Source organism: Orbus hercynius, assembly GCF_003634275.1.
GTDB classification, from domain to species: Bacteria; Pseudomonadota; Gammaproteobacteria; order Enterobacterales; family Orbaceae; genus Orbus; species Orbus hercynius.
The window spans coordinates 15,025-36,254 of sequence record NZ_RBWY01000001.1; the positions used below are offsets into that span (position 1 = coordinate 15,025).

A 21,230-nucleotide genomic window follows, 5' to 3' on the forward strand; every position below is an offset into this window, starting at 1 on the left:
TTAATTTTTGGCTGTATGATTTGCCCAATAAATATAAGATAAATTAATTTTATGTAAAATAGCCTATTTTTTCATGTAATGATTGAATATCGTCGATAGGCTTTTTGACGTTAATCCTCTATAATTTAGCCAAAGTATTTTTATTTGGTTATCTATGCTTACCATTTATCACTCTAATCAACTCGACTTACTAAAATCATTGACTGCGCAGTTGATCAAGCGCCAGCCACTCAATGCTGTATTTGAAAAAGAAGTGATCTTAGTCCAAAGTCAGGGAATGGGGCAGTGGTTACAAATTCAGTTAGCACAAGAGCTCGGAATAGCAGCCAATATTCATTATCCATTTCCAACTCAATTTGTCTGGGATATTTATCGTATTTTTTATCCTGAATTACCACAAAAGAATGCGTTTGATGCTGATTTTATGCTTTGGGTTTTACTGGCAATTTTACCTGATTTAGCTAAAACACCGAGTTTTTCTGCTTTACAACGTTATTTTGAACAAGAGAACCAACAAAAATATTATCAGTTAGCTAGTTGCCTAGCTGATTTATTTGATCAGTATTTAGTGTATCGTCCAGACTGGATTAAAGCTTGGGAAGCGGGGGAATTAGTTGCTGAGCTCAGTCAAGATGAGCAGCAATGGCAGGCTATCTTATGGCGAGAAATGATCGCCTATAGCCAACGTTTATCAAGTAAACCTTTGCATCGAGCTGATATCCATCACACTGTAATTGCTGCTCTTAAGCAAAAAAAACTAACACGAACTCAAAAAAAATCCCTACCTAAGCGTATTTTTATATTTGGTATTGTCTCGTTACCGCCATTATATTTAGCGCTTTTTAATGCATTAAGTTTGCACCTTGATGTGCATATTATGTTTATGAACCCGTGCCGACAATATTGGGGTGATATTGTTGATCGTTCTTTTGTGAATAAATATATTGATGATGAACACGTTGCGAATATGATGTTACAACAGTCTCATCCCTTGTTAGCATCATGGGGAAAACTAGGGCGTGAGCACTTAGTTTTATTACAAGATTTTCAAAAACAAGATATCGATGCTTTTTTTGATTATGACGAACGGACATTATTAGCCAGTGTGCAGCAATCTATTTTGGATCTGCACAGTGAGCCCGAACTAGCAGCAAATTCGTATTTGTTGAGTTCAAGTGAACATAAGCAAGAAATTCTTCGTAATGATGATTCACTGACCATTCATGCTTGCCATAGTGAGCAGCGGGAGGTCGAAGTGCTTTATGATTACTTACTTGCAACACTCGATCGTCATCAATCGATTGATTTAAATGATTGTGTAGTGATGGTTGCCGATATTGAACACTATGCGCCTTATATTCAAGCGGTGTTTGATAATGCGCCCAAAAACCGTTATCTACCTTATACGATCTCCGATCAAACATTTCGTTATATTGAACCGATTGTGCAAGGTTTTTTCTTGCTATTGGAATTGCCAAAAAGCCGTCTAGAAATTGAGTATATTTTTGATTTACTTGAAATCCCGCCTATTGCGCGACACTTTAATCTTAATGCTGAGAATCTCGTTCAGCTACGACACTGGATAGTGGATGCAGGTATTCGTTTTGGTTTGGATTCAAATACTGACGAACCTCATAGCTGGCTAGTTGGCATTCAGCGAATGCTACTTGGGTACATTATGGAGAGCCAACTCGATAGTTGGCAAGATATCTTTCCTTATGACGGTACCACAGGGCTTGACGCTGAATTAGTTGGCTTTTTAGCTGATTTTATTGCCGCTATTGCTAAATGGCATCGTTTATTGAGTGAACCTCATTCCATTACTCAGTGGCAAAGTTTGTGTGCACCGTTACTTGATGAGTTTTTTCTGTTCGATTCGGATAGTGAAGCATTATTGATGATGATTGAAGAACAGTGGCAAAATATCATCGAACAGGCATTGGCGGCGAATTATTGTGATGAACTGAGTATTACTGTTTTACGAGAATTATTACAATCGAAGTTCCAGCATAATGCGATTTCTCACCGATTCTTAATCGGTAAGATTAATTTTTGTACGATGATGCCGATGCGTTCAGTTCCCTTCAAAGTTGTCTGTTTATTGGGAATGAATGATGGGGTGTATCCAAGGGGAATTTCACCGCTAGGATTTGATCTGATCTATCATCATTCCCGAATTGGTGATCGTAGTCGCCGTAATGATGATCGTTATCTCTTTTTAGAAGCCTTATTATCAGCGCAGCAACAACTCTACATTAGTTATATTGGTTATGATATACAAACTAATGAATTAAGGTATCCATCAATTTTGGTTGATGAGTTGATTGAATACTTAAAGCAGTGCTATGTATTGAATGGCGATCAGCATTTAGATGGCGAAAGCAGCGCAGCTGGTTTGGTCAATCATTTGATTCACGTGCATACTCGCATGCCATTTAGTCGGCAGAATTATTTACCGGGTGATACCAAAATTGTCAGTTATGCTGATGAATGGTTAGCGGCGGCAAAAGACGCTGGTCAATTTTCTAATTTTATCACACCACTATCGCAAGAGCTGATTGAGGATATCAACCTTGATAAACTCAAACAGTTTTATCTACATCCCATTCGGGAACTAGCTAAATACCGTTTTGGTTATGTCATTAATTATATTGATGAGCAGTTACCAAGCACGGAGAATTTTAATCTTAACAACCTAGAACGCTATCATCTCAATAATCAGATTCTTGATGTGTTATTGTCAAATAATCTGACTGGTGAGCAATTAGCTGACAAACTGTACCAGAAAATGTTGCATAGTAATCAATTGCCATATGGGGCTTTTGGACAGATTCTGTATCGTGAACAGCAAAAATTAATCGAGCCACTAATTAGCCGGATAAATAAAGAAAAGCAAGAGAGTTGTTCATCGTTAGATGTCGATATCATGGTTGATGATCTGCGCATCATTGGCCGAATTCAGCGAATTCAGTGTGATGGAATATTGCAATGGCGCAGTACTAAATTAACGGTTAAAGATGGGATAGTACTTTGGATTGAGCACCTTGTTATGTGTATTTTGCAGCCCGATTCACATTTATTACGTAATCGTATTTATGGCCGAGAAGAGACCACGTGGTGTTTTCGTACCTTATTGTCACAGCAAGCACAGGTTTTATTATCACAACTACTTGGTGCTTATCTAACCGGACTTAATCAGCCAATGTTCATGCCGTTACAAAGTACATGGCGGTGGCTAGAGACGGCTTATGATGCGACTACGCAACATATTAGTAAAGATAGCGCTGTATTATTGAAAGCTAAAACTCAGTTTATAACGCAATGGCAAGGTCATCTTGCGATCAGGGGGGAGTGCGATGACTACTATATTCGCCTCTATCCTGAGTTAACCGATGAATTAATCAATGAGGCGATACAAAATGCGATGATTTATTTATTACCACTCATGGTATATAGGGAGATAGATGATGCTGATTGACACGCACTGCCATTTTGATTTTCCGCCTTTTATTGATGCGCTAGTTCAGTCGATAGAACAATACCAACAAGCAGGGGTTGCTAAAATAATTGTCCCGGCAGTCTCAAGTGATCGTTTTGCCATTGTTGAATCATTAGCCCATCAATATCCATCTATCTATTATGCGTTAGGGCTACATCCTATCTATTCTCATCATCAAACGGATTTGGACTTACTAGCTGCAGCGATAGATAAGTCTCATGCTAAGCTTGTTGCGGTTGGTGAAATTGGACTTGATGGCTACATTGAGCATGCTGATCTTGATGTGCAAAAACTATTTTTAGCCAGTCAATTTGATTTAGCGAAGCAATATCATTTGCCGGTTATTTTACACTCACGTAAAACACATGCTTTATTATATACCGCATTAAAAATGGCGCAATTACCGAGCCTTGGCGTTATCCATGGCTTTTCTGGCAGTTATGAACAAGCGATGCAGTTTATTCGGTTAGGATTCGCTATCGGGGTTGGTGGTGTGATTAGTTACCAAAGAGCGAACAAGACGCGTGATGCAATAAGCCGCATACCCTTATCATCGATTGTATTGGAAACAGATGCACCAGATATGCCACTTTATGGGCAACAAGGTCAAGCTAATCGACCCGAAAATTCTGTGTTAGTTTTAGCGCATTTAGCCTGCTTACGCAGTGAACCACTCTCTGTGATTACTGAAACGATTTTAGAAAATTCGCTCTATTTTTTCCCACGTTTAGCAAGATGATCATATATCAATTTTTGCACTTTATTTATTTTTTGATTAAAATCGCTTAACACTATCATTTTTGATGAGTGTTTTTATACTATTTTCTATACTATGCTAAAATTTTTAATTTACTATGATGATAAGAGAGAGTGATCATGGCTAATCGTGCCAGCCAAATATTGATAAAAACAATTGTTTCGTTAACGCGGATGTTTCCAATTTGGGCTATTTTATGTGCTGTATTGGCATATATGATGCCAAATCTATTTTTACCGATTAAATCTTATACATCTGAATTATTGATGTTTGTTATGTTTACGATGGGTGTCACGTTAAGTGTCGATGATTTTAAACGTGTTATCGTCAAACCTAAAGCGGTTATTGTGTGTACATTGCTGCATTATATTGTGATGCCATTAACGGCTTTAATTTTAGCCAAATTATTTAATATGCGCCCAGAGCTATTAGTGGGTATGGTGCTAGTTGGCAGCGTCGCAAGTGGCACGGCGTCAAATGTGATGATCTATTTAGCGAAAGGTGATGTTGCTTTATCGGTGACAATCTCATCTGTTTCAACGCTTGTTGGCGTTGTCGTTACGCCATTATTAACATTGGCTTTAGTCGGAACGAGTGTCGAAGTGCCATTTTGGAGTATGTTCATGTCAATTGTAAAAATTGTCTTTATACCAATTGTGGCAGGAGTTATTGTGCATCATCTTTTGTATGGTATCGTGCGCAAGTTAGAGCGTTTTCTACCTCTCATGTCAATGATCTGTATTTTGATTATCATTAGTATAGTCGTTGCCGGCAGTCGCGATCAAATCACTCAGGTTGGTTTTATGGTGATTTTAGCGGTAGTATTACATAATGGTATTGGTTTACTTGGTGGTTATTGGGGCGGTCGATTATTGGGCTTTGATGAAGCGACTTGCCGAACAATGTCATTAGAAGTGGGCATGCAAAATTCAGCTTTAGCGGCAACACTAGGCACAACTTATTTTTCGAGTTTGTCAGCCTTACCCGCAGCTGTATTCTCGGTGTGGCATAATGTATCTGGTTCATTACTTGCTGGCTACTGGCAGGGTAAGCCAGTAAAAAGTAAAAAATTACCAAGCAGTAAATAATCAGTGGTTTACCGCTGACGTTAATAATGTACTTAACGCGCATAAATAGTCGATTATTCTTGGCTATTTATGCTATTTGTTTAGCCGAATTGGGATTGATAAAAATCAATTACTTTATTTTAGGCAGAAACAAAATATAATAAGGATAATTTCAGAATTATATTGATGCTAAATAATGAGCAATAATCAAGCCATATCGCCTTTGATGTATAAAATGATGCCATGGATAGCTGCCATCGCATTTTTTATGCAGTCTCTTGACTCTTCTATTTTAAATACCGCTCTGCCTGCCATGGCACAAGACTTGAATGAATCACCACTTAATATGCAATCTGCCGTGATTAGTTATGCATTAACGGTTGCACTGTTCATTCCAGTAAGTGGTTTTTTAGCCGATCGATTTGGTACGCGAAATATTTTTGTCTTCGCTGTATTTTTATTTTCAGCGGGTTCATTAATGTGTGCGCTTTCTCAGTCACTTGTAATGCTCGATACGGCGCGCGTGATTCAGGGGATTGGCGGTTCAATGATGGTGCCTGTTTCACGTCTCGCCTTGATTAAGTCATTTAAACGCAGTGAATTTTTAGCTGCGTTGAATGCGTCAACGATACCGGGTCTTATTGGCCCGGTTATTGGCCCTGTTGTTGGTGGATATTTAGTTGAAATGGCTTCTTGGCATTGGATTTTTTTGATTAATATTCCTATTGGCGTTATCGGTATTATTGCGGGTTGGAAATTATTACCCAATCTGAAAGGCGAAGAATTGCATTTTGATGCCGTTGGTATTTTCTTTGTTGCCTTCTCGGTCATTAGTATTACCCTTGGCTTAGAATTTGTGAATGCAGAATTTAATTTCTATTATTCATTAGGATTGTTTGTGATGGGCATTGTGTTGCTGAATTTATACATTTTACATGCCAAGACTTCAGCTCATCCTATTTTCCCGCTGAGTTTGTTTCATATTCGTACTTTTGCGATTGGGATTAGTGGTAACTTAATGAGTCGGCTGGGAATTTCGGCAGCGCCATTTTTAGTACCACTATTATTACAGGTCGCATTTGGATACTCAGCCATTGATGCCGGTTTAATTTTAATGCCAATGGCTCTAGGCTCTCTCTTAACTAAAACGCTAGTCGAGTCACTTTTAAGACGGTTTGGTTATCGTAAAATATTAATGATCAATACCGTCATTGTTAGCTTTATTATCATGGCAATATCATTGTTATCACCAAATACGCCAATTATATTTGTGTGTCTATTATTATTTTGTTTAGGCGCAGCCAATTCATTACAATTTACCTCTATGAACAGTATCACATTAGCTGATTTACCCCCTAATTTAACGAGCAGTGGTAACAGCTTTATGGCGGTTAATCAACAATTAGCAATCAGTTTTGGCATTGCTATCGGAGCGGTGCTAGTACGTCTATTTAGCTATGATATCTCAGTTGCAAATGCGGATGTAACACATGCTTTTAGAATGAGTTTTATTGTGCTTGGCATGGTGACTTTTTTATCGAGTTTTATATTCCATCGATTACATCCTGAAGATGGTAAAAACTTAACGATCAAAAATGCAAGACAAACGACAACGAAAGGAAAAGCGTAATGCAATATCAAATTATTCCAGTGACACCATTTCAACAAAATTGTTCTATTGTCTGGTGTGAGTTAACCAAAGAGGCTGCAATTATTGATCCCGGCGGTGAAGCCGCATTATTACAAAAAGCGGTCGAGAAGCTAGGTATTAAGGTGACAAAAGTTTTGTTAACACACGGTCATCTTGATCATGTGGGAGCCGCAAAAGAGGTCGCTAATATTTATCAAGTGCCAATTTATGGCCCTCAGCAAGAAGATCGATTTTTGTTAGACAATTTACCGCATCAATGTGTGCAATTTGGTTTTCCATTTCACGAAGCATTTGAGCCTGATGTGTGGTTAAACGAGGGTGATGTTATTAAAATCGGTGATATGCGTTTTGGCGTTTTACATTGCCCAGGTCATACACCAGGCCACATTGTCTTTATTAATCAAGAGGCTAAGCTAGCTTTTGTTGGTGATGTCCTCTTTAAAAAGAGTATTGGCCGTACTGATTTCCCTAAAGGCAACTATCAGGATCTCATATCATCAATTAAACATAAATTATTGCCGTTAGGTGATGATATTGCGTTTGTGCCAGGTCACGGTGAAATGTCGACCTTTGGCGAAGAACGCCAACATAATCCATTTTTAAGCTAATTTAGTTATTGACAGCTGCGTAATAAATCTATAATATGCGCGCTACATTTCGGTTCCTCCATAGTTCAGTCGGTAGAACGGCGGACTGTTAATCCGTATGTCACTGGTTCGAGTCCAGTTGGAGGAGCCAACTTCTAAAGTTGTTTCTATTGTTCTATAGCTTATATCCATCCAAAAATAATTGATTCTTAACAAGAATATATTGCCGTTTAACCTACATAAGCTTTTCAAGCTAAACCTGATTTTCTTTATTAATGTGATATTTATCGGATAAAATATAAAACGAGTGATATTATCGTTATTTTTCTTATATGATATAAAAATCGCTTGATACTGTATAATAATACAGTATAATAACTATTATATTACTAATAAATTATTGGAATCCGATTATATGAATGAGAATAAACAACGTGCCTTAACTGCTGCTTTAAGTCAGATTGAAAAACAATTTGGTAAAGGGTCTATTATGCGTTTAGGGGATACGCAAACTTTGGATGTTGATGCAATCTCTACTGGTTCATTAGGGCTCGATATTGCATTAGGTATTGGCGGTTTGCCAATGGGCAGAATTGTCGAAATTTTTGGACCTGAATCATCAGGGAAAACGACGTTAACGCTATCAGTTATTGCTCAAGCGCAAAAAGAAGGCAAAACATGTGCTTTTATTGATGCAGAGCATGCGCTTGATCCTATTTATGCGGCAAAACTTGGTGTTCAGGTTGATGATTTATTAGTGTCGCAACCCGATACCGGCGAACAGGCCTTGGAAATTTGCGATGCACTTGTTCGTTCTGGTGCAGTCGATGTTGTGATTGTTGACTCCGTTGCGGCCTTAACCCCTCGCGCTGAAATTGAAGGTGAAATGGGTGATTCTCATATGGGGCTGCAAGCTCGTCTGATGTCACAGGCCTTGAGAAAATTAACGGCTAATATTAAAAATGCGAATTGCTTAGTTGTATTTATTAACCAAATTCGTATGAAAATAGGGGTTATGTTTGGTAACCCAGAAACGACAACCGGTGGTAATGCACTTAAATTCTATGCTTCTGTCCGCCTTGATATTCGTCGAATTGGTGCGGTGAAAGAAGGCGAAGATGTCATCGGTAGCGATACCCGCGTTAAAGTAGTAAAAAACAAGGTAGCGGCACCATTTAGACAAGCAGAGTTCCAAATTTTATATGGTTTCGGTATTTCTAAAGAAGGTGAATTGATTGATTTAGGTGTTAAACATAAATTAGTTGATAAAGCTGGTGCATGGTATAGCTACAATGGTGAGAAAATTGGTCAAGGTAAAGCAAACTCGATTAAATTCTTACAAGAACATACTGAAATTTCATCTGAACTAGAAACTAAATTAAGAGAACTATTACTGAGTAATCCAGCAAGTTTTAGCGCTGAAGATGACACTACTGCTAGTGATGATGGACTCTAATTCTTTATACAATATTTTATTAAATAAAGCTGTGCAATTACTTGCACAGCGTAATCACACCTCGCTTGAAATTAAGCGAAAATTATCTCAATTTTACCACAAGAAGTACGCTAATTCTCCTGATGAGATAATTGATTTACCATCAAAAATTCAAGCGGTTGTTGATTACTGTATTAATCAAAAATGGCTCAATGAATTGGCATATATTGAACAATATGTGTTGATGCGATCGCGTAAAGGATATGGCAAAAATCGTATTGTATTGGAATTAAAACAGCGGGGCATTGAGGAGATCATTGCTTGGAAGCTGATTAATCAACAAGACATTGATTGGATTGATATCGGGATTGCTCAAGTCAGTAAAAAATATCGTGCAATGGATAAACATAGTTTGCAACAAAAAAACAAAATCTTTCAATATTTGTCGTATAAAGGCTTTGCACAGGAAGAGATTCGCCTTATTTATGACACTTTGTAATCTTTAAACATTAAATTGCGCACTTTCATAACCGCTGTAAATATTTTATCTCGTTTACCATGAAGTTATCCTTGAAGTCGTTGAACGATAACAGTATATTAATCAAATAAAGTATTAATAACTATTTATTGGAAGTAGACATGAAGAGTACTGCAGAAGTTCGTCAAATGTTTCTTGATTTTTTTCATAGCAAAGGCCATGAAATTATCGAGAGTAGTTCACTCGTTCCACATAATGATCCTACGCTATTATTTACTAATGCAGGGATGAACCAATTTAAAGATGTTTTTCTTGGGATAGATAAGCGATCTTATTCACGTGCCACAACAGCACAGCGCTGCGTGCGTGCGGGTGGTAAACACAATGATCTTGATAATGTAGGCTATACGGCACGTCATCATACCTTTTTTGAAATGTTAGGCAACTTTAGTTTTGGTGATTACTTTAAGCGCGATGCGATTCATTTTGCTTGGGAACTACTGACGGGTGAAGGTTGGCTTAATTTACCAAAAGAAAAGTTATTAGTCACGGTTTATGCGTCGGATGATGAAGCATTTGCTATTTGGGCCAATGAAATTGGTGTGCCTGAAGATCGTATTATTCGTATTGGTGATAATAAGGGGGCGCCTTATGCATCAGATAATTTCTGGCAGATGGGTGATACCGGACCATGTGGGCCATGTAGTGAAATTTTTTATGATCACGGTGATCATATTTGGGGAGGACCTCCAGGTAGCCCGGAAGAAGATGGTGATCGCTTTATCGAAATTTGGAATATTGTCTTCATGCAATTTAACCGTTTAGCCGACGGGACAATGGATCCATTACCAAAACCCTCTGTTGATACCGGAATGGGATTAGAACGAATCTCAGCAGTATTGCAACACGTTAACTCCAATTACGATATCGATCTATTCAAAAAATTGATTCAAGATGCTGCACAAATTATCGGCGTAAATGATCTTGAAAATAAATCATTAAGAGTGATCGCTGATCATATTCGATCATGTGCATTCTTGATTGCTGATGGCGTTGTACCATCGAATGAAGGTCGTGGTTATGTATTACGACGCATCATTCGCCGGGCAGTCAGGCATGGCAATATGCTTGGTGCAAAATCGATCTTTTTTTATAAACTTGTGCCTTCTTTAATTCAAGTAATGGCAAGTGCCGCAAGTCATTTAGCTCAGAGTCAAAAATTAGTTGAAGCAACTTTAAAGGCTGAAGAAGAACAGTTTCTCAAAACGCTTGAACGGGGGCTATTACTCCTTGATCAAGAATTAGCGCAAGTGAGCAATAATCAATTATCTGGCGAAGTCGCTTTTAAACTTTATGATACTTATGGTTTCCCATTAGATTTAACTGCTGACGTGTGTCGAGAAAAAAATATCACGATAGACGAAGCCGGCTTTAATCAGTGTATGGAGTTACAGCGTAAACGTTCTCGTGAGTCAGATAGTTTTAAAATTGATTATAGCAGCACAATTAAACTTGATAGTAAAACCGAGTTTTTAGGTTATGATACGATAGAAACCGTTGCCACTGTTGTTGCTATTTTCCAAGATGGCAAGCAAGTTTCAATAATACAAGCGGGTGATGAAGCGGTTATTGTGTTGGACAGAACGCCATTTTATGGTGAGTCAGGTGGCCAAGTCGGTGATAAAGGACTCCTCAGTAATCCTACTAGTGTTTTTGATGTCAAAGATAGTCAGAAATATGGTCAAAGTATTGGTCATGTTGGGACCTTATCTAAAGGCTCAATTTGTGTTGGTGATAGAATAACTGCAGCGATAGATGCAGAGCTGCGTGAGCGTATTCGCCGTAATCACTCTGCAACGCATTTACTACAAGCGGCATTACAACGTATTTTAGGTGAACATGTTGCGCAAAAAGGCTCACTAGTTAATGAACATTATTTGCGTTTCGATTTCTCTCATTTACAGTCAATTAGTGCTGAACAGATTGAAGAAATTGAGAATTTAGTCAATCAACAAATTCGTCATAATTTAGCTGTTTCAATTGAATTAATGCCAATTGAACAGGCAAAGAATAAAGGTGCAATGGCACTTTTTGGTGAGAAATATGATGATATTGTACGTGTATTGACAATGGGGGACTTCTCGATCGAATTATGCGGAGGGACGCATGTTGAGCGCACTGGCGATATTGGATTATTCAAAATTATTTCTGAATCAAGTATTGCTTCTGGTGTTCGGCGTATTGAAGCAACCACCGGGCAGATGGCAGTTGATTTAATTCATCGTGATGACAGGCGTTTTGCTGAGCTGACAAGCTTATTGAAAGTTGATAAAGCTAGTGTCGTTACTCGTTTATCTCAAGTGCTTGAACAAACTAAGCAGTTGGAGAAACTTGTTGAACAGTTAAAATCTGCGCAAGCTGTACATGAAAGTGCACAATTAATTAATCAAGTAGAGCGTATTAACGGTAGAAATATCTTAGTTGCTAAAGTTAACAATGCTGAAGCTAAAGTGTTAAGAACGATGATTGATGATTTAAAAAATCAGTTAAAGTCTGGAGTAATCGTTCTAGCGACTATAAATGATGATAAGATTAGTTTAGCTGTTGGTGTCACTCAAGATTTAACTGATCAGTTAAAAGCTGGTGTGTTAGTCTCTCAATTAGCTGAAATGGTTGGTGGTAAAGGTGGCGGGCGTCCTGATTTTGCCCAAGCTGGTGGAACCAACATTTCCGCATTAGCCGACGCTTTATTAACTGTTAAACAATCGCTAGCCCAAAAGTTGAGTGCAATATAAGCAAGTTCACATAAAAATGGGGGTATAATGTTAATTTTAACTCGGAGAGTAGGTGAAACGCTAATCATTGGTGATGATATTGTCATTACTGTTTTAGGTGTTAAGGGAAATCAAGTCAGAATCGGAATTAACGCACCTAAAGATATCTCTATTCACCGTGAGGAGATTTATAATCAAATCCATCTGCAAGCTGCAGATGAAGGTGATGAGCCTATGACTGAAGCTCAAACCCCCTAATTGAGTAGTAAATACACAATTGATACGGATATATGAAAAAAATATTTGACTTATTTTCTGTAAACCGTATTATGTGCGCCACACATTATGCATTTATGGCTTGTGTTTTATAAAAACGGTGAGATGGCCGAGAGGCTGAAGGCGCTCCCCTGCTAAGGGAGTATAGGGTCAAAAGCTCTATCGAGGGTTCGAATCCCTCTCTCACCGCCATTTTATATATTTGTGCATCCGTAGCTCAGCTGGATAGAGTACCCGGCTACGAACCGGGCGGTCAGGGGTTCGAATCCCTTCGGATGCACCATTTTCATATTTTCAGTGCATCCGTAGCTCAGCTGGATAGAGTACCCGGCTACGAACCGGGCGGTCAGGGGTTCGAATCCCTTCGGATGCACCATTTTCCTTTTCTACCTGCATCCGTAGCTCAGCTGGATAGAGCACTCGGCTTCGAACCGAGCGGTCAGGGGTTCGAATCCCTTCGGGTGCACCAATTCATATTCTTTCTATTAATTATATACAATCATTTTTTTATTCCGTAGGCATTCAATGAATGTTATGATAGCGCCAAATTTTGACATTAAAATTTATGGTTACGATAAATAATGAAAAATAATATGTTGGGAAATCGATTTAATAAAATCACGTTGTCTTTGAGCCTTATTTTTATTATAAGTGGTTGCACTTTGACGGGTGCTGATATATCGACTTATAACAAAAATATAATTAAGCAAGATGATCATAATTTCGATATTAATAAATTAGTTGATATCTATCCTGTTACGCCTATGCTAATTCGTCAGTTATATCAGCCGCCCGTTGTCGCCAAAAACAACCCAGAGTTAGATGCTCAGATTAAACGCTATCAATACCATATTGGTGTTGGTGATATTTTGAATGTTACCGTCTGGGATCATCCTGAGTTAACAATTCCAGCTGGATCCTATCGTAGTGCAAGTGAGGCGGGTAACTGGGTACATGCTGATGGTACTATTTATTATCCATATGTTGGTAAGCTTAAAGTTGAAGGTAAAACATTAGAAGAAGTCCGTAACACACTTTCTAACAAATTAGCTACTTATATCGAGAGCCCACAAGTTGATGTCAGTATTTCGGCATTTAATTCACAAAAAACGTATGTAACGGGCGAGGTTACTAAATCTGGTAAACAAGCTATTAGTAACGTACCGTTAACGTTATTAGAAGCGATTAATAATGCGGGTGGATTAACTGATAAAGCCGATTGGCAAAACGCGGTTTTAACGCATAATGGAAAGAAAGAACAAATTTCATTACAATCGCTAATTCAATATGGTGATTTGACACAAAATCGGTTGCTATCTGGCGATGATATTTTTTATGTGCCGACAAATGATACCTTAAAGGTTTTTGTAATGGGCGAAGTTGAAAAACAATCAACTTTGGTGATGGATAAATCAGGGATGACATTAGCCGAAGCGTTAGGTAATGCGGCTGGAATAAACCAAAGCACCAGCGATGCGTCGGGTATTTTTGTTATCCGCTCGGTGAAAGATAGCGATGTCGCAGATGGAGAAGGTAAAATTGCCAATGTTTATCAACTCAATTTAAAAGATGCAACTGCGATGGTACTTGCAACCAATTTCCAATTAGAACCTTATGATGTGGTTTATGTGACGACCGCACCAATTGAAAAGTGGAATCGTACCATTATGCATATTTTACCGACTATACAAAGTGCCAATAGCTTGACTGAAACTGTCCGTTGGATTCGTAATTGGCCTAATTAATAGAGAGTATTATTGAGAGTATGTTTAAATCAATTTGTGTGGTTTGTGTGGGTAATATTTGTCGTTCGCCAATTGGCGAACGCTTGTTACAACAAGCACTGCCAAATAAGCACGTTACATCCGCAGGGATTGCTGCTGAAGTTGGTAAACCCGCTTATTCAAAATCGGTGTTTGTTGCTGCCGAGCGTAGCTTATCGCTTGATGGTCATATTGCTCGGCAGTTAACCAAATCAATCTGTCTTGAGCAAGACCTCATTTTAGTGATGGAAAAAGGTCATATTGATGCTGTTTGTAACATCGCACCGGAAGTGAGAGGAAAAGTTATGCTTTATGGCCACTGGATTAATGAGGCCGATATTGCCGATCCTTATGGACATGATCTGGCTTTTTTTGAAAGAACGTATGATCTATTAGATAAATCCGCCCAAGCATGGGTGAATAAATTAAAGTAGATATAATAAGGGTCAGTTAGTTTATGGTTATAAAAGAAAAAAAAAATGTGGCTAAAGAAACTGATGAGATTGATTTAGTTGGTTTATTTTATGCACTATTGGATAAATGGAAAATTATCGTCGTATTTACTTGCATCACTACTATTTTAGGGATGATGTATGCCTTTTTCGCCACACCTGTTTATAATGCAGATGCTTTGATTCAGGTTGAACAAAAATCGGCTAGTGGATTATTAAATGACTTTACTAGTGCGATTACAGGTACAAAACCAATGTCCACGGCAGAGATTGAGTTAATTCGTTCTCGCATGATTATTGGTAAAACGGTGAAAGATTTAGCATTAGATGTTGAAGTTAATGAGTCATTTTTTCCAATTTTTGGTAGAGGCTTTGCTCGCTTAACAGGTCAACATCATAATGAAATTGCTTTGTCTCGTTATGACGTGCCTCGTCGCTGGTACGATCAGCCATTAGAATTGAAAATTGTTGATGACAATCATTATATCCTGACTAAAGACGGCAGTGAGATTTTATCTGGTACTGTTGGAGAATACAGTTCCAATAATGGCATTTCAATATTAGTGAGTCAAATTGATGCAGCCAAAGGAACGGTGTTTTTGATAACTAAACGCTCTCAAATTGATGTGATTAACAGTATATTAAATAACTTATCAATTGCTGATAAAGGTAAAGATACCGGGATATTGCAGCTGAATTTGCAAGGGGAAGATCCTTTATTGGTTCAAAATATTCTTGACCAAATTACTAAAAATTATTTAGCGCAAAATGTTGAAAGAGGCTCGGCTGAAGCCGGAAAAAGCCTTGAATTTTTAAAAAGCCAGTTACCTCGTATTAAAGCTGAGCTTGAAGATTCCGAAAATAAATTAAATAAATTTCGTCAGCAAAATGATTCTGTAGATCTATCTTTAGAAGCAAAATCGGTTTTAGATACTTCTGTACAATTAGAAGCACAGTTAAATGAATTGACTTTCAAAGAAGCGGAAGTATCAAAACTGTATACCAAAGAACATCCTGCATATCGGTCATTGTTAGAGAAACGACAAGTCTTATTAGATGAGCGTGATAGGCTAGGTGGTAAGATTACTTTTCTGCCACAAACTCAGCAAGAAATTTTACGCTTAACTCGTGATGTGAAAGCGAATAATGAGGTATATATGCAGCTGCTTAATAAGCAGCAAGAATTAAGTATTTCTCAAGCGAGTACGGTAGGCAATGTTAGAATTATTGATCAGGCGCTAGTGCAAATTAAACCTATTAAACCCAAAAAAATACTGATTATTAGTATTTCGTTTTTACTTGGTTTAATTCTTTCCTCAGGGATAATCATTTTATTTATTGCGTTGAGAAGAACAATTGAAACGGTTCAACAACTTGAAGATATTGGCTTGAATGTTTATGCTAGTGTGCCACTTTCAGATTGGCAACGTCAACAAAACAAAAATTTAAAGCAGCGCCTGAGTGCGAAGCAACAAAAAAATGTTCGTGCAAAACAATTAGTCTCAATTGGGGCACCAAATGATCTTTCGGTTGAAGCATTACGTAGTTTGCGAACTAGTCTTCACTTTGCCATGTTAGAGGCTAAGAACAATATTTTATCCATCTCGGGGTGCAGCCCTGAAATTGGTAAAACCTTTATTTCAACCAATTTAGCTGTTGTGATTGCTGATTTAGGTAAAAAAGTCTTACTTATTGATTCTGATATGCGCAAAGGTTATTTACATGAAATGATGAATCTTCAAATGAAACAAGGCCTGTCAGAGTATTTATCTGGTCAACAAGAGATTGATTCTATAATTTGTACAACACCACTGCATGACAATTTGGATTTTATTGCGCGGGGCATGGTTCCGCCTAACCCCTCTGAACTACTGATGCATCCAAGACTGAATGATTTGTTAGATTGGGCAAGTAAAGAGTATGATATTGTTTTAATTGATACTCCGCCTGTTCTTGCTGTAACTGATGCCTGTATTGTGAGTCAGTATGCAGGAACGGTCATGTTAGTTGTTGGTTATGGTAAAAATACAGTTAAAGAAATTGAGTTAGGCCGACAACGCTTTGAGCAAAATAATATTAATATCAAGGGTGTCATTTTCAATGGTGTTGTGCGTAAAAAAGGGAGTTACTATCAATATGGTTATAGCTATAAGTAGCGGGTTATTTTTTGCTAACTGATTTGTTTTTAGTTAACCATCCCAGTAATTGGGATGGTTTTTTTATGCTCAGCGCATAGTGACAAATTCTTCGGCTGCGGTTGGATGAATAGCTATCGTATTATCAAAGTCTTTTTTAGTCGCCCCCATTTTTAATGCGACGGCAAAACCTTGTAAAATTTCATCCATACCATATCCAATGCCATGAATACCAACAATTTTTTCGTCTTTACCAACACAAACTAATTTCATTTTGCACGGTTGTCGGTGCTGCGTTACTGCGGTGTACATAGCGGTAAAGGAAGATTGATACACTTTAACTTCGGCTGCGCCATGGGCTTTGATTGCCTCAGGTTCAGTTAGGCCAACAGTCCCAATTGGTGGATGGGTAAAAATCACCGTAGGAATATTGGTAAAGTCTAAATGTTCATCTGGTTTATTATTGAATAATCGCTCTGATAAGCGGCGACCCGCTGCAACCGCAACAGGCGTTAAAGCAACCGCTTCAGTATCATCACCGACAGAGTATATGCCAGCAATATTAGTATTTTGGTATTTATCAACAGCAATAAAACCTGATGAACAGATATGTACACCAGTGACGGATAAGTTGAGTTTGTCGATAGCCGGTTTACGGCCAATTGCCCAAATCAGGCAATCAACATGATATTGTTCGCTATTTTCGAGTGTTAAACACAATGATCCATCACTATTTTTTGTTACAGTTTTTGGAATTGAATTTGGATGCAGTGTTTGCCCTTCAAGTTTGATCACCTCCATCAATGTATCAATCAGTAATGGATCAAAAGCGCGTAACGGCGTCTCTTTACGGATGAATTGATGAACTTCGCTGCCTAAAGAATGAAGAACACTGGCAATCTCGCAGGCAATATAACCTGCACCAACAACGGCAACACGCTTAGGTTGCTCGGTGAGTGCAAAAAAACCATCAGAGGTAATACCATACTCAGCACCAGGAATATTGGGAATAAGGGCTTCACCACCAACGGCAATTAGAATATGATCAGCACTATATTGTTTACCATTTACTTCAAGTGTTTTTTGATTAATGAATTTAGCATAACCATGAATAACATCAACTTTATTATTAGTTAATACTCGATCATATGATTGATGAATTCTATCGATATACGCTGTTCTACTTGCAACTAATTTTGGCCAACTAAATTGATTAACGGTGGTATCAAAGCCATAATCTGGGCCATAGTGCTTAATGGCCTCTGCAATTTGTGCACCATACCACATGACTTTTTTGGGAACACAGCCAACATTGACGCACGTCCCACCTAAAGCTTTTGCTTCAATTATGGCGCATTTTTTACCGTAAGATGCAGCTCTATTAACTGAAGCAATTCCCCCACTTCCGCCACCAATTGCAATGTAATCATAATGTTCAATCGTCATTTTCTAAACCTCTTAATCATAATATTGTTGCAGCTTGCCATAAAACCAAATTTAAAAAAAGTCATAATATGACAATATTATTATCGTTATAACCTATTGAAAAAAATTAATGATATCTGGTTATGATTCTGGCACTAATTCATTAACTGTAATTTTCCCCATGTGGTGCGGATCGAGTATTTCCTGTAACCAAGGTAAAATCGTGTGCATTTGCTGTTTTAGTTTCCAAGGTGGATTAACCACAATCATGCCTGATGCAGTCATACCTTTTTGGTTATTGTCTGGCCGTATAGCAAGCTCTATCTGCACAATACGTTTAATACCGGTTTTAATGATATCATCAATCATATGTTGAGTTTGCTTTCGGCTAACAACCGGATACCATATTAAGTAAATTCCTGTAGAAAAACGCTTATAACCTTCTAATAATGCATGCGCAATTTTTTGATAATCATCTTTTATCTCATAAGATGGATCGATTAGAATCAGACCACGGCGTGACTCAGGTGGAAGTTTTGATTTTAATTGTAAAAATCCGTCTTGCTTAGTGACTTGTGCACGATGATCTTTACTAAACTCTTGTCTCAAGAGCGGATAATCCGACGAATGAATTTCAGTTAAAACAAGCTTATCTTGTGGGCGTAATAACTGTTTGGCAATTAGTGGCGAACCTGGGTAATATTTTAGTGCAGGATTGCGATTATAGTATTTCAAAACTGAAAAATAGGGCTGCAAAAGATCAATAATCTCGGGTTGCTCCCATAATTTGGCAATACCGGATAGATATTCCCCTGTTTTTTCAGCATGTTCGCTTTGTAGTAAATATCGTCCTGCACCAGAATGAGTATCAAGATATAAAAACGGTTTATCTTTTTCTTTGAGTGACTCTAAACATAGGGTTAGCACGATATGTTTTAATACATCGGCATGGTTGCCGGCATGATAACTGTGTCGATAACTTAACATTTTAATCTCTAAATCTAATAACATTACTGTCAGTATATACGAATTCATCGAGTGATGATGATTTTAATTTCAACGTGATGGACTTTAGCACTGTATTGTGGCATTGGTAGGAAATCTGCCAAAATTAGTCAATAACATGGCATGATGCCGAATGGAGTCGGCATCGGTTGAAATTAATTCATTGCCAGATGTAGTTTATGATAGACAGCAAGCAATTGTTGGTGCGCTGTGAATTGTGTGAGATTATCATCGACATCAAATAGCCCAAAAAAGCGTTTTTGTGCATTGGCATATTGCCACATCTCGTTAACGCACATTTCACCATACATTTTATTAAACGCGACTTGATAGTCGGAAAATTGTTCTTTACCTCGCATCAGTATAAAATCAATTAATGTCTGTAGGCATCGATAGGCATGATTACGTTCTGGGCTAAAGATAGAATTATTCATTTCAATTGTCCAATCTATCCAGAGTTTAGCCTGTTCAAGATCTTTTCCTGCTAAGGCTAACATGGCTTTTAATTCGCCCACTCGCAATGAAAACCACGCATTATCTTTACCAGTTGCTAATCCGAGTAGTTCACGCACACGCGCAAAATCATCTAAACCATCATCGTCGAGCTGCTCAATAAGTTCAAGATACTGTTTGGGTTTTAGTTGACTACTTGGTAACGATAAGAGAGTTTCTCGCCAGCTAATCGCCATATTATTATTGGCAATAATCAGATCTTCTGGTGGATAAATTTCAGACATACCAACGGCTAAAATGCGACAGGCATAAACCCCTAGGTGATGATAATCCATAATCAGTACTTCGATATCTTGCTGATGGATAATTGCCATTAGATCGCTAAACTCTTGCTCTGTCGAGCTACTGCCATTATGGCTATTGGTAAAGGACCAATCCACAAAAGGATAATCGGCAGTGTGTTTAAACAGATCCCATGAGATTAAACCACTCGAATCTATAAAGTGAGTTTCTAAGTTACTGAGATCGGCGACATCATCGTTATCAAATGAGGGTGGGGAGAACACATTTAAATCTTTTAAACTTCTGCCTTGCAGTAGTTCGGTAACGGTGCGTTCAAGAGCAACTCCAAAATTAGGGTGAGCACCGAATGAGGCATAGCAAGTGCCATTTGTTGGATTAAATAAAACGACACAAATGACCGGATATTTTCCGCCTAGTGAGGCGTCGTAACAAAGTAAAGGAAAGCCTTCTTGCTCAAGCATATTAATTGATTCTAGCGTGTTTGGATATCGCTGTAAAATTGAGTCAGGTATGGCGGGTAGGCTAATTGCTTCACTAATAATACGATTTTTAACGTAACGTTCAAATACTTCCGATAATCCTTGCACTCTTGCTTCATTCTGACTATTACCAGCAGACATACCATTTGACGCATAAAGATTAGCAATTAAATTAACGGGGACATAAACAGTTTGTTTATCTGATTGTTGCTCAAACGGTAAGCAGCAAATACCACGTTCAGCATTACTTGATTGAAGATCAATTAAATCCCTCGCGCAAAGCTCTTCATTTGGGTTATAAAATTCGAGTAGCTTACTTGTCAAAATCCCTTTTGGCAGAATGTTGTTATCTATAATGGGGAACCATTTCTCATTCGGATAATGAACAAATTCTGCGTTAGCCGCCTGTTTACCTAAGTAAAAATCAGAAAAAAAGTAATTAGTTGATAAACGTTCAAAATATTCACCAAGTGCTGAGGCTAATGCGGCTTTTTTGCTAGCACCCTTGCCATTGGTGAAGCACATTGGGCAAGCTTTATTTTGAATATGAACAGACCAGACGTTGGGCACGGGATTAAGCCAAGACGCTTCTTTCGCTTCTAAATCGTATTGTGTTAATAACATGTGAAAATGGTTAATTGAGTCTTCGAGGGCGGCATCTTTACCTGGAATATAGGTTTTCATATTATGT

Annotated in this window: 15 protein-coding genes and 5 tRNA genes; 17 read left to right on the forward strand and 3 right to left on the reverse strand. The window is 38.0% G+C overall.

Annotated features, from left to right (window positions below; all coding sequences use genetic code 11):
* Positions 1 to 154 precede the first annotated feature (154 nt).
* From recC to DES39_RS00175, 17 genes are all read left to right on the forward strand, one after another.
* The gene (gene recC, locus DES39_RS00095; RefSeq protein ID WP_121143750.1) at positions 155 to 3,478 is read left to right on the forward strand and encodes an exodeoxyribonuclease V subunit gamma; all 3,324 of its coding nucleotides are present in this window, start codon (positions 155 to 157) and stop codon (positions 3,476 to 3,478) included.
* Complete coding sequence (locus tag DES39_RS00100; protein WP_121143751.1) at positions 3,465 to 4,238, forward strand: TatD family hydrolase; 774 nt, start codon at positions 3,465 to 3,467, stop codon at positions 4,236 to 4,238. Before recC ends, DES39_RS00100 begins: the two co-directional genes overlap by 14 nt.
* A 137-nt stretch (positions 4,239 to 4,375) precedes the next feature.
* Complete coding sequence (gene panS / locus DES39_RS00105) at positions 4,376 to 5,344, forward strand: ketopantoate/pantoate/pantothenate transporter PanS (RefSeq protein ID WP_121143752.1); 969 nt, start codon at positions 4,376 to 4,378, stop codon at positions 5,342 to 5,344.
* A 175-nt stretch (positions 5,345 to 5,519) separates the two neighbouring features.
* Positions 5,520 to 6,953 (forward strand): multidrug transporter subunit MdtD, encoded by a 1,434-nt coding sequence (gene mdtD, locus DES39_RS00110; RefSeq protein ID WP_211324566.1) that lies wholly within the window; start codon positions 5,520 to 5,522, stop codon positions 6,951 to 6,953.
* Positions 6,953 to 7,582, forward strand: coding sequence for an MBL fold metallo-hydrolase (locus tag DES39_RS00115; protein WP_121143753.1), 630 nt, complete (start codon positions 6,953 to 6,955; stop codon positions 7,580 to 7,582). The genes mdtD and DES39_RS00115 overlap by 1 nt, the downstream gene beginning before the upstream one ends.
* A gap of 54 nt (positions 7,583 to 7,636) precedes the next feature.
* Positions 7,637 to 7,712: transfer RNA gene (locus DES39_RS00120), tRNA-Asn, on the forward strand.
* A 264-nt stretch (positions 7,713 to 7,976) separates the two neighbouring features.
* Complete coding sequence (gene recA / locus DES39_RS00125) at positions 7,977 to 9,017, forward strand: recombinase RecA (RefSeq protein WP_121143754.1); 1,041 nt, start codon at positions 7,977 to 7,979, stop codon at positions 9,015 to 9,017.
* Entirely contained in the window at positions 8,986 to 9,495 is a 510-nt protein-coding gene (locus DES39_RS00130) for a regulatory protein RecX (RefSeq protein ID WP_121143755.1), read from the forward strand. The genes recA and DES39_RS00130 overlap by 32 nt, the downstream gene beginning before the upstream one ends.
* A 140-nt stretch (positions 9,496 to 9,635) precedes the next feature.
* On the forward strand, positions 9,636 to 12,269 hold the full coding sequence (gene alaS / locus DES39_RS00135; protein ID WP_121143756.1) for an alanine--tRNA ligase: 2,634 nt from the start codon (positions 9,636 to 9,638) through the stop codon (positions 12,267 to 12,269).
* Between the two features lie 27 nt (positions 12,270 to 12,296).
* A complete protein-coding gene (gene csrA, locus DES39_RS00140) occupies positions 12,297 to 12,506 on the forward strand; it encodes a carbon storage regulator CsrA (RefSeq protein ID WP_121143757.1) in 210 nt (69 codons plus the stop codon).
* A 117-nt stretch (positions 12,507 to 12,623) separates the two neighbouring features.
* Positions 12,624 to 12,716 (forward strand) — tRNA-Ser (locus DES39_RS00145).
* Between the two features lie 14 nt (positions 12,717 to 12,730).
* Positions 12,731 to 12,807, forward strand: a tRNA-Arg gene (locus tag DES39_RS00150).
* Positions 12,808 to 12,823: 16 nt separating this feature from the next.
* A tRNA-Arg gene (locus DES39_RS00155) sits at positions 12,824 to 12,900 on the forward strand.
* A gap of 16 nt (positions 12,901 to 12,916) precedes the next feature.
* Positions 12,917 to 12,993, forward strand: a tRNA-Arg gene (locus tag DES39_RS00160).
* A 112-nt stretch (positions 12,994 to 13,105) separates the two neighbouring features.
* Positions 13,106 to 14,269: a polysaccharide export protein gene (locus DES39_RS00165; RefSeq protein ID WP_121143758.1), complete on the forward strand. Its 1,164-nt coding sequence runs from the start codon at positions 13,106 to 13,108 to the stop codon at positions 14,267 to 14,269.
* Positions 14,270 to 14,289: 20 nt separating this feature from the next.
* Complete coding sequence (locus DES39_RS00170) at positions 14,290 to 14,721, forward strand: arsenate reductase/protein-tyrosine-phosphatase family protein (protein WP_121143759.1); 432 nt, start codon at positions 14,290 to 14,292, stop codon at positions 14,719 to 14,721.
* Positions 14,722 to 14,744: 23 nt separating this feature from the next.
* Positions 14,745 to 16,895, forward strand: a complete 2,151-nt coding sequence (locus DES39_RS00175; RefSeq protein ID WP_121143760.1) for a polysaccharide biosynthesis tyrosine autokinase — start codon at positions 14,745 to 14,747, stop codon at positions 16,893 to 16,895.
* Between the two features lie 69 nt (positions 16,896 to 16,964).
* Here DES39_RS00175 and gorA read toward each other — a convergent pair whose 3' ends face one another.
* The 3 genes from gorA to ycaO form a co-directional block, all read right to left on the reverse strand.
* Positions 16,965 to 18,320: a glutathione-disulfide reductase gene (gene gorA, locus DES39_RS00180; RefSeq protein WP_121143761.1), complete on the reverse strand. Its 1,356-nt coding sequence runs from the start codon at positions 18,318 to 18,320 to the stop codon at positions 16,965 to 16,967.
* 120 nt (positions 18,321 to 18,440) lie between these two features.
* The gene (locus tag DES39_RS00185) at positions 18,441 to 19,286 is read right to left on the reverse strand and encodes a 23S rRNA (adenine(2030)-N(6))-methyltransferase RlmJ (protein WP_121144737.1); all 846 of its coding nucleotides are present in this window, start codon (positions 19,284 to 19,286) and stop codon (positions 18,441 to 18,443) included.
* A gap of 173 nt (positions 19,287 to 19,459) precedes the next feature.
* On the reverse strand, positions 19,460 to 21,223 hold the full coding sequence (gene ycaO / locus DES39_RS00190) for a 30S ribosomal protein S12 methylthiotransferase accessory factor YcaO (protein WP_211324567.1): 1,764 nt from the start codon (positions 21,221 to 21,223) through the stop codon (positions 19,460 to 19,462).
* Between the last annotated feature and the right edge of the window lie 7 nt (positions 21,224 to 21,230).